The 14,486-nt window shown below is 40.8% G+C and carries 11 protein-coding genes and 1 other annotated feature; all 11 genes read left to right on the top strand.

Features of this window, described 5'->3' with window-relative positions:
* The first annotated feature begins 114 nt into the window (after positions 1-114).
* The 11 genes from rplK to fusA all read left to right on the top strand — a co-directional run bounded on the left by rplK (position 115) and on the right by fusA (position 14,465).
* Positions 115-540, top strand: coding sequence for a 50S ribosomal protein L11 (rplK, locus tag BQ5321_RS23410; protein WP_071396728.1), 426 nt, complete (start codon positions 115-117; stop codon positions 538-540).
* 157 nt (positions 541-697) lie between these two features.
* Positions 698-1,393, top strand: coding sequence for a 50S ribosomal protein L1 (gene rplA / locus BQ5321_RS23405; protein WP_071396727.1), 696 nt, complete (start codon positions 698-700; stop codon positions 1,391-1,393).
* A 57-nt stretch (positions 1,394-1,450) separates the two neighbouring features.
* Positions 1,451-1,602 (top strand) — a sequence feature (ribosomal protein L10 leader region).
* Between the two features lie 34 nt (positions 1,603-1,636).
* The gene (rplJ, locus tag BQ5321_RS23400; RefSeq protein WP_071397034.1) at positions 1,637-2,137 is read left to right on the top strand and encodes a 50S ribosomal protein L10; all 501 of its coding nucleotides are present in this window, start codon (positions 1,637-1,639) and stop codon (positions 2,135-2,137) included.
* A 54-nt stretch (positions 2,138-2,191) separates the two neighbouring features.
* Positions 2,192-2,554, top strand: a complete 363-nt coding sequence (gene rplL, locus BQ5321_RS23395; RefSeq protein ID WP_071396726.1) for a 50S ribosomal protein L7/L12 — start codon at positions 2,192-2,194, stop codon at positions 2,552-2,554.
* Positions 2,555-2,681: 127 nt separating this feature from the next.
* On the top strand, positions 2,682-3,287 hold the full coding sequence (locus BQ5321_RS23390; protein ID WP_071396725.1) for a class I SAM-dependent methyltransferase: 606 nt from the start codon (positions 2,682-2,684) through the stop codon (positions 3,285-3,287).
* 285 nt (positions 3,288-3,572) lie between these two features.
* Complete coding sequence (rpoB, locus tag BQ5321_RS23385; RefSeq protein ID WP_071396724.1) at positions 3,573-7,130, top strand: DNA-directed RNA polymerase subunit beta; 3,558 nt, start codon at positions 3,573-3,575, stop codon at positions 7,128-7,130.
* 125 nt (positions 7,131-7,255) lie between these two features.
* Positions 7,256-10,855 carry a DNA-directed RNA polymerase subunit beta' gene (rpoC, locus tag BQ5321_RS23380; RefSeq protein ID WP_071396723.1) on the top strand — a complete coding sequence of 1,200 codons (3,600 nt, stop codon included), beginning with the start codon at positions 7,256-7,258 and terminating at the stop codon, positions 10,853-10,855.
* Positions 10,856-11,054: 199 nt separating this feature from the next.
* The gene (locus BQ5321_RS23375; protein ID WP_071396722.1) at positions 11,055-11,303 is read left to right on the top strand and encodes a 50S ribosomal protein L7ae-like protein; all 249 of its coding nucleotides are present in this window, start codon (positions 11,055-11,057) and stop codon (positions 11,301-11,303) included.
* Positions 11,304-11,404: 101 nt separating this feature from the next.
* Complete coding sequence (rpsL, locus tag BQ5321_RS23370) at positions 11,405-11,827, top strand: 30S ribosomal protein S12 (protein WP_071396721.1); 423 nt, start codon at positions 11,405-11,407, stop codon at positions 11,825-11,827.
* Between the two features lie 38 nt (positions 11,828-11,865).
* Positions 11,866-12,336: a 30S ribosomal protein S7 gene (gene rpsG, locus BQ5321_RS23365; protein WP_071396720.1), complete on the top strand. Its 471-nt coding sequence runs from the start codon at positions 11,866-11,868 to the stop codon at positions 12,334-12,336.
* Between the two features lie 50 nt (positions 12,337-12,386).
* Positions 12,387-14,465, top strand: a complete 2,079-nt coding sequence (fusA, locus tag BQ5321_RS23360) for an elongation factor G (protein ID WP_071396719.1) — start codon at positions 12,387-12,389, stop codon at positions 14,463-14,465.
* The last annotated feature ends 21 nt before the right edge of the window (positions 14,466-14,486 follow it).

Below are 14,486 nucleotides of genomic sequence, written 5' to 3'. Positions count from 1 at the left end.
ATACGGGACACTAATAAAGTTCTTTATTTTAGAATAGAGACGATAGATTGAGTGGGAGGGACTTAATAAACAAGGCCCCTATTACCACATCACGGACTTAAGGAGGTGTGTCTCGTGGCTAAAAAAGTAATTAAAGTTGTTAAATTACAAATCCCTGCAGCTAAAGCTAATCCAGCTCCACCAGTTGGTCCTGCTCTTGGTCAAGCCGGTGTTAACATCATGGGATTCTGTAAGGAGTTTAACGCTCGTACAGCTGAACAAGCTGGATTAATCATTCCGGTTGAAATCACGGTATTCGAGGACCGTTCATTTACATTTATTACGAAAACTCCTCCTGCTGCTGTTTTACTTAAAAAAGCAGCTGGAATCGAATCTGGTTCTGGTGAACCAAATCGTAATAAAGTAGCTACAGTTAAGCGTGACAAGGTACGCGAGATTGCTGAAACAAAAATGCCTGATTTAAATGCAGCAAACGTTGAAGCAGCTATGCGTATGGTTGAAGGTACTGCACGCAGCATGGGCATCGTTATCGAAGACTAATCCATGCAGTAAATGATGGTTTAACAAAAAGGTTGCGGGGATGAATTAGTTCTACTCGCAACCTTTATATCTGTTTACCTATATCGCTGAAATAAGCGATTCGCTTTTTACGTGGGAGGAAATTCCGCTAAAACCACAATATAGGAGGAAATTTAAAATGGCTAAAAAAGGTAAGAAGTATGTTGAAGCTGCAAAGCTAATTGACCGTACAAAGGCTTACCCTATCGGTGAGGCAGTAGAACTTGTTAAACAAACAAGCTTCACAAAATTTGATGCATCTGTAGAAGTGGCATTCCGTTTAGGAGTTGACCCTAAGAAAGCAGACCAACAAATCCGTGGAGCAGTTGTACTTCCTAACGGAACTGGTAAAACTCAAAGAGTCCTAGTATTCGCTAAAGGTGAAAAAGCTAAAGAAGCAGAAGCTGCTGGTGCAGATTACGTGGGAGATTCTGAATACATCAACAAAATTAACCAAGGTTGGTTCGAGTTTGATGTAATCGTTGCTACACCTGACATGATGGGTGAAGTTGGTAAACTCGGTCGTACATTAGGACCAAAAGGTTTAATGCCAAACCCTAAAACAGGAACAGTAACTTTCGACGTTACAAGAGCAGTTAACGAAATCAAAGCTGGTAAAGTAGAATACCGTGTTGATAAAGCTGGTAACATCCATGTTCCTATCGGTAAAGCTTCATTTGAAAACGAAAAGCTTGTTGAGAACTTCAATACAATTTTCGATACAATGATGAAGGTTAAGCCTGCAGCTGCAAAAGGAACTTACATGAAGAATGTAGCGATTACATCAACAATGGGACCAAGTGTGAAAATCGATCCTGCTACAGCAGGTAAATAATATATAAAATAAATGTTGACAACCTTGACTCTATTTCCTATAATAGAGTCTGTTGTTAAAAAAATAACATTTGTACCGAAGACAGCAGGTGTGTTGAAACGCTTAATTTCCTGCCGAGGTCATACGATAGATTTTTAAACGCACGTTTTGAGCGGCTATTGTATACTACCTCCATGTCTGTACCAGTATGGAGGTATTTTATTGTCTGGTATAAATGCAGTAATTCTTACAGGAGGTGTAAAGATGAGCAGCATTATTGAACAAAAGAAACAAATCGTTGACGAAATTGCTGAAAAACTTAAATCAAGTGTATCAACAGTAGTAGTTGATTACCGTGGTTTAAATGTTGCGGAAGTAACTGAACTTCGTAAACAACTTCGTGATGCAGGCATCGAGTTCAAAGTATACAAAAATACAATGACTCGTCGTGCAGCAGACTCTGTTGAACTTTCTGGTTTAAATGAATTTTTAACAGGTCCAAATGCGGTTGCTTTCAGTACTGAAGATGTAGTTGCTCCTGCAAAAATCATCAATGACTTCGCTAAGAAACACGAAGCATTAGAAATCAAAGCAGGTGTAATCGAAGGAAACGTTGCGACAGTTGAGGAAATTAAGGCTCTTGCTGAACTTCCATCTCGCGAAGGTTTACTTTCTATGTTACTCAGCGTACTTCAAGCTCCTATCCGCAACCTTGCTCTTGCTACAAAGGCAGTTGCAGATCAGAAGGAAGAACAAAGCGCGTAAGTTAATCGTACTTTAATAAATTTCAAACCCAAAAAATAAGGAGGAAATTCAATCATGACTAAAGAACAAATCATTGAAGCGGTTAAAAATATGACTGTTTTAGAATTCAATGACCTAGTAAAAGCAATCGAAGAAGAGTTTGGTGTAACTGCTGCAGCTCCTGTAGCTGTTGTTGGTGGCGCTGCTGGTGCGGCTGCTGAAGAGAAAACTGAATTTGACGTTGTTCTTGCATCTGCAGGCGACCAAAAAATCAAAGTTATCAAAGTGGTACGTGAAATCACAGGTCTTGGTCTTAAAGAAGCAAAAGAACTTGTTGACAACACTCCAAAACCAGTTAAAGAAGGAGCTTCTAAAGAAGAAGCTGAAGAAATCAAAGCTAAGCTTGAAGAAGTTGGAGCTGGCGTTGAAGTTAAGTAATTTTTCCAACAAAAAGCTCGCTATATAAGCGAGCTTTTTTTGTACTATCCATTCATATGAATACTGCACAGAATTAATTCCTCAATAATATAATAATTATTCATGATTCTCCAACGGAGGTGATAGCATGTCCGAGCATTATTATTCCCGAACACAAAAAGTTGAGAGTGAACCGAAACTATGGAATTATACATTAAGAGAAATGAGTCTTCGTTTTAAAACGGATAACGGGGTTTTTTCTAAAAGCGAAGTAGACTTTGGGTCAAGATTATTGATTGAAACCTTTCAAATGCCGGAAATCCCTGGTGATGTATTGGATGTAGGCTGCGGCTATGGTCCTATCGGCCTTGCAATTGCAAAGCAATGGTCAGATCGTAAGGTTCATATGGTTGATGTGAATCTACGAGCACTAAGTCTTGCGAAAGAGAATAGTGAGTTGAATGGGATACATAATGTAGACGTTTACGAAAGTGACCGCTTAGCAGCTGTAATGGGGAGGAAGTTTGCTGTCGTTCTTACCAATCCGCCAATCCGAGCTGGTAAAGATGTCGTTCATGATATCTATGAGCAAAGCAGCCAGGTTCTGCTACCTGATGGTGAGCTTTGGGTTGTCATTCAAAAGAAGCAGGGAGCACCGTCAACGATTGCAAAGCTTTCTGAACTATTTGATGTGGTGGAAACAGTCGAAAAGAAAAAAGGCTACTTTATTATAAAGGCTAAGAAGGTTAGTTAGTTGGTTGTCAATATGTTTTTCAAATTGGTAGAAAAACGTTGACTAGCCCTTGCTGTTGTGATAGCATTGTAAAATGCCAATAGATTAATTTCTCTTTATTACTAATTTTATAATAAGTTGTATAAAAAATGGTTAGTATGGAGAAAATAACCAAATAATAGTCGTAATGTGAGAATGTGGTTTTTGAGTTAAAAACCCTTTTTCTTTTTGTCTTGTGGTTAGGGAAAAACCTTGCTACAGGATGGCAATAAATATTAATAACGCTTGATTTGAGGGGTGAATGAGTTGACAGGTCAACTAGTTCAGTATGGACGACACCGCCAACGAAGAAGTTACGCACGAATCAGTGAAGTTTTAGAATTACCAAATCTCATTGAAATTCAAACCTCTTCCTATCAGTGGTTTCTTGATGAAGGGTTACGTGAAATGTTCCAGGATATTTCACCAATTGAAGATTTTACAGGTAATCTTTCTCTAGAATTTATTGATTATAGTCTTGGCGATCCAAAGTATTCTGTTCCAGAATCGAAAGAACGGGATGTTACATATTCCGCACCATTGCGTGTGAAGGTACGTCTTGTAAACAAAGAAACAGGAGAGGTCAAAGACCAAGATGTCTTTATGGGTGACTTCCCTCTAATGACAGAAACGGGCACATTTGTCATAAATGGTGCAGAGCGTGTTATCGTTTCCCAACTTGTGCGTTCACCTAGCGTCTACTATAGCGGCAAGTTAGATAAAAATGGGAAAAAGGGTTATACAGCTACTGTTATTCCTAACCGCGGTGCATGGCTTGAATATGAAACAGATGCGAAAGATGTTGTGTATGTCAGAATTGATCGTACTCGGAAGCTCCCTGTTACGGTTCTTTTGCGTGCATTAGGGTTTGGCTCCGATCAGGAGATTCTTGATTTAATCGGAGACAACGAGTATTTGCGTAATACATTAGAAAAAGATAATACCGAAGGCACTGAAAAGGCCTTATTAGAAATATATGAGCGGTTACGTCCTGGTGAACCACCAACAGTTGACAACGCCAAAAGCTTATTAGTTTCAAGGTTCTTCGATCCAAAACGCTATGATTTAGCAAATGTTGGACGTTATAAGATTAACAAAAAGCTTCATATCAAAAATCGTCTATTTGGTCAGCGTCTGGCTGAAACCTTGGTTGACCCTGAGACAGGTGAAATTATTGCCGAGAAGGGTACATTGCTTGACCGCCGTACATTGGACCGTATTATTCCAAACCTTGAAAACAACATTGGGTTTAGAACGATAACACCATATGGTGGTGTTGTAGAAGAAGAGGTTGTTCTTCAGTCGGTTAAAATCTATGCTCCAAATGAAGACGAAAAGGTCATTAACGTTATCAGCAATGCTTATGTGGAAGAGGCTGTAAAGCATATTTCACCTGCTGACATTATTTCATCCATCAGTTATTTCTTTAACTTATTGCATGAGGTAGGAAATACGGATGATATCGACCACTTAGGTAATAGACGCTTGCGCTCTGTCGGTGAGCTACTGCAAAACCAATTCCGTATTGGTCTTTCCAGAATGGAGCGTGTGGTTCGTGAAAGAATGTCTATTCAGGATACGAACACGATTACACCACAGCAGTTGATCAATATTCGTCCTGTTATTGCATCAATTAAAGAGTTCTTCGGAAGCTCTCAATTATCGCAGTTCATGGATCAAACAAATCCACTTGCGGAGCTAACGCATAAAAGACGTCTGTCTGCATTAGGACCTGGTGGTTTAACACGTGAACGTGCCGGAATGGAAGTTCGTGACGTTCACTATTCCCACTATGGTCGTATGTGTCCGATTGAAACACCGGAGGGACCGAACATCGGATTGATTAACTCTTTATCATCCTTTGCGAAGGTAAACCGCTTTGGTTTCATTGAGACTCCATACCGGAAAATCGATCCGGATACAGGCAGAGTGACAAATCATATTGACTATTTAACCGCTGATGAAGAAGACAACTATGTAGTTGCACAGGCCAACTCTCGTCTTGATGAGAACGGTGCATTCTTAGATGAAGAGGTAGTATCTCGTTTCCGTGGTGAAAATACAACAGTCAGCCGTGATCGCATTGATTACATGGATGTATCACCGAAGCAGGTTGTATCTGCGGCGACAGCGTGTATTCCTTTCCTTGAAAATGACGATTCAAACCGTGCCTTGATGGGAGCGAACATGCAACGTCAAGCAGTGCCGCTTATGCAGCCGGAAGCACCTCGAGTTGGTACAGGTATGGAATATGTGTCTGGTAAGGACTCTGGGGCTGCCGTCATTTGTAAGCACGAAGGTATTGTTGAGCATGTAGAAGCGCGTGAAGTGTGGGTACGTAGAATTCAAACCATTGATGGTCAAGAGGTAAAAGGTGACCTTGATAAATATAAATTATTGAAATTTATCCGTTCTAACCAAGGAACGTGCTATAACCAGCGTCCAATTGTGGCTGTTGGAAATCGTGTAACTAAAGGTGAAATTCTTGCAGATGGTCCGTCCATGGAGCTTGGAGAACTGGCGTTAGGCCGTAATGTTCTTGTTGCCTTCATGACATGGGATGGATATAACTACGAGGATGCCATCATCATGAGCGAACGATTAGTGAAGGATGATGTGTATACTTCAATTCATATTGAAGAATATGAATCAGAATCACGAGATACAAAGCTTGGACCTGAGGAAATCACACGTGATATTCCAAATGTCGGTGAAGATGCTCTTCGTAATCTTGATGAGCGTGGTATTATCCGTACTGGTGCTGAAGTAAAAGACGGTGATCTGCTTGTAGGTAAAGTTACACCAAAAGGAGTAACGGAATTAACAGCGGAAGAACGTCTACTGCATGCCATTTTTGGTGAAAAAGCACGTGAGGTACGTGATACATCACTGCGTGTTCCACACGGTGGTGGCGGAATTGTTTTAGATGTAAAAGTCTTTAACCGTGAAGATGGTGATGAACTGCCTCCTGGTGTAAATCAGTTAGTTCGTGTGTATATCGTGCAAAAACGTAAAATCTCTGCTGGAGATAAAATGGCCGGACGTCATGGTAACAAAGGGGTTATCTCCCGGATACTACCGGAAGAGGACATGCCGTACTTACCTGACGGTACACCTGTTGATATCATGTTAAACCCACTAGGGGTACCATCTCGTATGAATATCGGTCAGGTGCTTGAGCTTCATCTTGGGATGGCAGCTAGATATTTAAATATTCATGTAGCATCTCCGGTATTTGATGGTGCAACGGAGGAAGATGTTTGGGATACTATCGAGGAATCCGGAATGGCATCAGATGCCAAAACGGTCCTATATGATGGTCGAACAGGTGAACCGTTTGATAATCGTGTGTCTGTTGGTGTCATGTATATGATTAAGCTAGCACATATGGTTGATGACAAGCTCCATGCTCGTTCAACTGGACCATACTCTCTTGTTACGCAGCAGCCTCTTGGTGGTAAAGCCCAATTTGGCGGCCAGCGCTTCGGGGAGATGGAGGTTTGGGCTCTTGAAGCTTACGGTGCTGCTTATACATTGCAGGAAATCCTAACAGTCAAATCGGATGATGTTGTCGGTCGTGTGAAGACATACGAAGCGATTGTAAAAGGTGAAAATGTTCCAGAACCAGGTGTTCCGGAATCATTTAAAGTATTGATCAAAGAACTTCAAAGCTTAGGATTGGATGTAAAAATCCTATCAGGTGATGAGGAAGAGATAGAAATGCGCGATCAAGAGGACGAGGAAGAAATGCAGCAGGCTGAATCCATTACTGTTGCTCCTGAACCTCAGGATGTTGAGTCTGAAAAAGTTGGTTTAAACGAATAAATATACCTTGAAGGTAATGACTTTTATAATCCCCAAGAATGGTAGATGGATATTTGAAATTCCAACTACCATTTTTGGGGCAGCAATTAGGGTAAAACCCGGAGACGGAAAGGGAGGTAGGCCCCTTGCTTGATGTAAATAATTTTGAGTTTATGAAAATAGGACTGGCATCACCTGATAAAATTCGCTCATGGTCATTTGGTGAAGTGAAGAAGCCAGAAACGATTAACTATCGTACATTAAAGCCTGAAAAGGACGGCTTATTTTGTGAACGTATTTTTGGACCGCAAAAAGACTGGGAATGTCATTGTGGTAAATACAAACGTGTACGTTATAAAGGTGTAGTTTGTGACCGATGCGGCGTAGAGGTAACACGTGCGAAGGTACGTCGTGAACGTATGGGCCATATTGAATTAGCTGCTCCTGTATCACATATATGGTACTTTAAAGGGATTCCAAGTCGTATGGGACTTGTTCTAGATATGTCTCCACGTGCCTTGGAAGAGGTTATTTATTTCGCTTCTTATGTAGTGACAGATCCAGGCGATACAACGCTTGAGAAAAAACAGTTGCTTTCAGAGAAAGAGTATAGAGCATACCGCGAAAAGTACGGAAACAAATTCCAAGCATCAATGGGTGCAGAATCCATTAAGAAGCTACTATCAGATATCGATTTAACAAAAGAAGCTGATATGCTGAAGGAAGAGCTGAAAACAGCACAAGGGCAGCGCCGTACACGTGCGATTAAGCGTCTTGAAGTGATTGAAGCATTCCGTGGTTCTGGCAATGAGCCTTCTTGGATGATTCTTGATGTTCTACCGGTTATCCCACCTGAACTGCGCCCGATGGTTCAGCTTGATGGTGGTCGTTTTGCTACATCTGATTTAAATGATCTATATCGCCGTGTTATTAATCGTAACAATCGTTTAAAGCGTTTATTAGATCTTGGAGCGCCAAGCATTATTGTCCAAAACGAAAAGCGTATGCTACAGGAAGCTGTTGATGCTCTTATCGATAATGGACGCAGAGGCCGTCCGGTAACAGGTCCAGGTAATAGACCGTTGAAATCTCTTTCACATATGTTAAAGGGTAAACAAGGACGTTTCCGTCAAAACCTATTAGGTAAACGTGTTGACTATTCAGGTCGTTCAGTTATCGTCGTAGGTCCGAATCTTAAAATGTACCAGTGTGGACTTCCAAAGGAAATGGCCTTAGAGTTATTCAAGCCTTTTGTCATGAAGGAGCTTGTTGAAAAGGGTCTAGCACATAATATTAAATCGGCTAAACGTAAAATCGAAAGAGTACAGCCTGAAATTTGGGATGTATTAGAAGAGGTTATTAAGGAGCATCCAGTTCTTCTTAACCGAGCCCCAACTCTTCACAGATTGGGAATTCAGGCCTTCGAACCAACTCTTGTAGAAGGAAGGGCTATCCGTCTACATCCGCTTGTATGTACTGCCTATAACGCGGACTTTGATGGTGACCAAATGGCTGTTCACGTACCGCTTTCATCTGAAGCACAGGCTGAAGCACGCTTATTAATGCTTGCTGCACAAAACATCCTGAACCCTAAAGATGGAAAACCGGTTGTAACACCTTCACAGGACATGGTTTTAGGTAACTATTACTTAACGCTTGAACGTGCAGGTTATGTTGGAGAAGGAATGGTCTTTAACGATATAAACGAAGCCCTACTGGCATATCAAAACGGTTATGCACATTTGCATACTCGTGTGGCAGTGCGTGCTAGCTCATTAAATAACCCTACATTTACAGAAGAACAGAATAAAAAGCTGTTAGTAACAACTGTAGGAAAAATGATTTTTAATGAGATTTTACCGAAGTCATTCCCATATATTAACGAACCTACTAAGCGGAATCTAGAAGTTGAGACGCCTGAAAAGTACTTCGTTGATCCGGGTTCAGATGTCAAAGCTCATATCGAAAGCATGCCGTTAGTAGATCCGTTTAAGAAAAAGATATTAGGTAATATCATTGCAGAAGTGTTTAAACGCTTTAAAATTACTGAAACATCAAGAATGCTTGACCGTATGAAGGATCTTGGCTTTAAGTATTCTACAAAGGCCGGTATTACGGTTGGGGTTTCAGATATCGTGGTATTAGCTGAAAAGAAAGAAATTATTGATGAAGCTCACAATAAGGTTGAAAATGTCTTAAAGCAATTTAGACGTGGTCTAATTACTGAGGATGAGCGTTATGATCGCGTAATCTCTATTTGGAGTGCAGCGAAGGATACAATTCAATCCAAGCTAATGGATTCCTTAGAAAATACGAACCCAATCTTTATGATGAGTGATTCCGGTGCCCGTGGTAACGCATCAAACTTCACTCAGCTTGCTGGTATGCGTGGATTGATGGCCAACCCGGCTGGACGTATCATTGAATTACCAATCATCTCAAGTTTCCGTGAAGGCTTAACCGTGTTGGAATACTTCATCTCTACACACGGTGCGCGTAAAGGTCTTGCCGATACGGCACTGAAAACAGCTGACTCAGGTTACTTAACAAGACGTCTTGTTGATGTTGCGCAGGATGTTATTGTTCGAGAGGATGATTGTGGTACAGACCGCGGTATGCTGATTTCTGCCTTAAGAGATGGCACAGAAATCATTGAACCGCTTGATGAACGGTTAATCGGTCGTTATGCGAGAAAAGCGATTAGACATCCGGAGACAAAAGAAGTGATTGTACCGGAAAATCATCTTATTACGGAAGATCTTGCAGTTGAAATCATGAATGCCAATATTGAACAGGTTTGGATTCGATCTGCCTTTACATGTAATACACGTCATGGAGTTTGTAAAAAGTGCTACGGTCGAAACCTTGCGACAGGTCAAGAGGTTGAAGTGGGTGAAGCTGTTGGTATTATCGCTGCACAATCTATCGGTGAACCAGGTACACAGTTAACGATGCGTACCTTCCATACCGGTGGTGTTGCAGGAGACGATATTACACAAGGTTTACCGCGTATTCAGGAAATTTTCGAAGCTCGTAATCCGAAAGGTCAAGCTGTTATCTCGGAGATTGATGGTGTGGTAGTAGGTCTTAATGAAGGTCGAGATCGCCAGCATGAGATTGTTGTTCAAGGTCAATTAGAGACTCGCACATATACAGCTCCATATACAGCAAGATTGAAAGTTGCTGTAAATGATCAAGTGTCAAGAGGCGAAGAGCTTACTGAAGGTTCTATCGATCCAAAGGAATTAATCAAAGTAAAAGATGTTATGGCTGTACAAGAGTACCTGCTTAAAGAAGTGCAAAAGGTATATAGAATGCAGGGTGTTGAAATTGGCGACAAACACGTAGAGGTTATGGTTCGTCAAATGCTCCGTAAAGTACGTGTAATTGAAGCTGGAGAAACAGATGTGCTTCCTGGTACACTTCTTGATATTCACCAATTCACAGATGCGAACGAAAAGGCATTGCTCGAAGGAAAAATGCCGGCTACTGGACGTCCTGTGCTACTTGGTATTACAAAAGCGTCTCTTGAAACAGATTCGTTCTTATCTGCAGCGTCCTTCCAAGAAACAACAAGAGTTCTTACTGACGCCGCAATTAAAGGAAAACGTGATGAATTATTAGGTCTGAAGGAAAATGTAATTATTGGTAAACTAATTCCTGCAGGAACTGGTATGTCGCGTTATCGAAGAGCGGAACCATATACAAACGAAGAAGTAACAGAAAGTCCGGTAACAGTAGAGTAAATGGTCATACAGCACTCTCTATAGGGAGTGCTGTTGATTGTTATCTATTATTAAATAGTTGCTGGCCTTGGCTGAGTGCTGTTGGACATATCAACAAATAGTTTTTAAAAAAAATAATTACGATGTTGACATCAATGACATGAAGTGATAATATTCTAGAGGTGCTCCTAATACCCGGATACTTTGGAGGATATTTTTTATGTCTTATGAAAAAGTATTTCAGGCAAAAAGCATTATCATAGGAACAAAGCAAACTGCAAGAGCTCTAAGAACTGAGAGCATTACCGAAATACTAGTTGCGATGGATGCGGATCCTAGGTTGACGTCAAAAATCGTATCACAAGCAGAAGAGGTAAATGTTCCGATAACATATGTTGACTCGATGAAAAAACTCGGCAAGACATGTGGGATAAAGGTAGGAGCAGCAGTTGTAGCGATTATTAGTTAATAATGTTTTTGTGGATATGATCTGCAAAGACTTTGTTTTTACCCTAAAATGGTCCACCTGGATGTGTGGGCTTAAGAATACGTGAAAGGAGGAAACATAAAATGCCTACTATTAATCAATTAGTGCGTAAACCACGTCAAACTATCGTGGAAAAGTCAAAGTCACCAGCACTTAACAAAGGGTACAACAGTTTCAAAAAATCTCAAACAAACTTAACTTCACCTCAAAAACGTGGTGTGTGTACTCGTGTTGGTACAATGACTCCGAAAAAACCAAACTCAGCGTTACGTAAATATGCCCGTGTACGTTTATCTAACGGAATCGAGGTAACTGCATACATTCCTGGTATTGGACACAATCTACAAGAACACAGTGTTGTGTTAATCCGTGGCGGACGTGTAAAAGACTTACCAGGGGTACGTTACCATATCGTTCGTGGTGCATTAGATACAGCTGGAGTTAACAACCGTATGCAAGGTCGTTCAAAATACGGTACAAAGAGACCGAAACCAGCAAAAAAATAATTTAACTTGATAACTTTTTCTTGAAAGGAGGAAATAAAATGCCACGTAAAGGTCCTGTAGCAAAAAGAGACGTGTTACCAGATCCTATTTACAATTCAAAGCTTGTTACTCGCCTGATCAACAAAATGATGATCGATGGTAAAAGAGGTAAATCACAAGCGATTTTATATGCAGCATTTGATATCATTAGTGAGCGTACCGGTAAAGAGCCAATGGAAGTATTCGACCAAGCTCTTAAAAACATCATGCCTGTTCTTGAAGTAAGAGCACGCCGTGTTGGTGGTGCGAACTACCAAGTACCAGTTGAGGTGCGTCCTGACCGCCGTACAACACTTGGTCTTCGTTGGTTAGTTAATTATTCTCGTCTTCGCGGTGAGAAAACAATGGAAGAGCGTTTAGCTAATGAAATTCTAGATGCAGCAAACAATACTGGTGCATCTGTTAAGAAACGTGAGGATACTCACAAAATGGCTGAAGCTAACAAAGCTTTCGCTCACTATCGTTGGTAAAATTAACGTATTTCTAATAAGATCCTTAAAAAAGGAAGGAGAAAAACAATATGGCAAGAGAGTTCTCCTTAGCAAATACACGTAATATCGGTATCATGGCTCACATCGATGCCGGTAAAACGACTACAACTGAGCGTGTCCTTTATTACACTGGTAAAATTCATAAAATCGGTGAAACACATGAAGGTGCATCTCAGATGGACTGGATGGAACAAGAACAAGAACGCGGTATTACGATCACATCCGCTGCGACTACTGCGCAGTGGGCTGGTCACCGTGTAAACATCATCGACACACCAGGACACGTAGACTTCACAGTTGAAGTTGAACGTTCACTTCGTGTACTTGATGGTGCTGTAGCTGTTCTTGACGCACAATCAGGCGTTGAGCCACAAACTGAAACAGTTTGGCGTCAAGCAACAACATATGGTGTTCCACGTGTTGTATTTGTTAATAAAATGGATAAACTTGGAGCAGATTTCATCTATTCTTTAGGTACACTTCATGATCGCTTACAAGCGAATGCACACGCAATCCAGTTACCAATCGGTGCTGAAGATGAATTCGAAGGAATCATCGACTTAGTTGAAATGAATGCAACTATGTATGGTAACGATCTTGGTACAGATATGCAAGTGGTTGAGATTCCTGAAGAATACAAAGCCCAAGCAGAAGAATATCGTGAAAAATTACTAGAGGCAGTTGCTGAATTAGATGAGAATCTAATGGAAAAATACCTTGGTGGTGAAGAAATCACTAAGGAAGAATTAAAGGCTGCTATCCGTAAAGGAACTGTTAATGTAGAATTCTACCCAGTTATTTGCGGTTCTGCATTTAAGAACAAAGGTGTTCAAAAAATGCTTGATGCAGTTGTAGATTACCTTCCTTCACCACTTGATGTACCTGCAATCAAAGGAACTCTTCCTGATTCTGATGAAGTTGTAGAACGTCATTCAAGTGATGAAGAGCCATTCTCAGCACTTGCATTCAAAGTTATGACAGATCCTTATGTAGGTAAATTAACATTCTTCCGTGTGTATTCTGGTACACTGCAGTCCGGATCATATGTACAAAACTCTACAAAAGGTAAGCGCGAGCGCGTAGGACGTATCCTGCAAATGCACGCAAACAGCCGTCAAGAAATATCTGAAGTGTATGCTGGAGATATTGCTGCTGCTGTTGGTTTAAAAGATACAACTACTGGCGATACTCTATGTGACGATAAGAATCTTGTTATCTTAGAATCAATGGAATTCCCAGAGCCGGTTATTCAGTTATCTGTTGAGCCTAAATCAAAAGCTGACCAAGATAAAATGACAACCGCTTTACAAAAGCTTCAAGAGGAAGACCCAACATTTAGAGCACATACTGATCAAGAAACTGGACAGGTTATCATTGCTGGTATGGGTGAGCTTCACTTAGATATCCTCGTAGACCGTATGCGTCGCGAATTCAAAGTAGAAGCAAATGTCGGTGCACCACAGGTTTCATATCGCGAAACTTTCCGTCAAGCTGCATCAGTTGAAGGTAAGTTTGCTCGTCAATCTGGTGGACGCGGACAATTCGGACATGTTTGGATTGAGTTCTCTCCAAATGAAGAAGGTAAAGGTTTTGAATTTGAAAATGCTATTGTTGGTGGGGTAGTTCCTCGTGAGTATATCCCTGCTGTTCAGGCCGGTCTTGAAGATGCTCTAGAAAGAGGCGTACTTGCTGGGTATCCTCTAGTAGATGTTAAAGCAAGATTGTTTGACGGATCTTACCATGATGTTGACTCAAGTGAAATGGCATTCAAAATTGCTGCATCACTTGCGTTAAAGAATGCAGCATCAAAATGTAGCCCAGTAATCCTTGAACCTGTTATGAGGGTTGAGGTTGTTATCCCTGAAGAATATTTAGGGGATATCATGGGTCAAGTTACTGCTCGTCGTGGACGCGTAGAAGGTATGGAAGCACGCGGAAATGCACAGGTTGTTAAAGCAATGGTTCCACTTTCAGAAATGTTTGGTTATGCAACTTCATTACGTTCAAGCACTCAAGGTCGCGGAGTATTTACAATGCACTTTGATCATTATGAAGAAGTACCAAAGTCAATCTCTGAAGAAATCATCAAAAAAAATAAAGGTGAATAATTGATTTTACCTTATTTATAA

This window comes from Bacillus tuaregi (assembly GCF_900104575.1).
In the GTDB taxonomy this organism is placed as follows: Bacteria; Bacillota; Bacilli; order Bacillales; family Cytobacillaceae; genus Bacillus_BD; species Bacillus_BD tuaregi.
The sequence above is the reverse complement of the archived record's forward strand: the minus strand, read 5'-3'. Positions and strand labels throughout refer to the sequence as shown.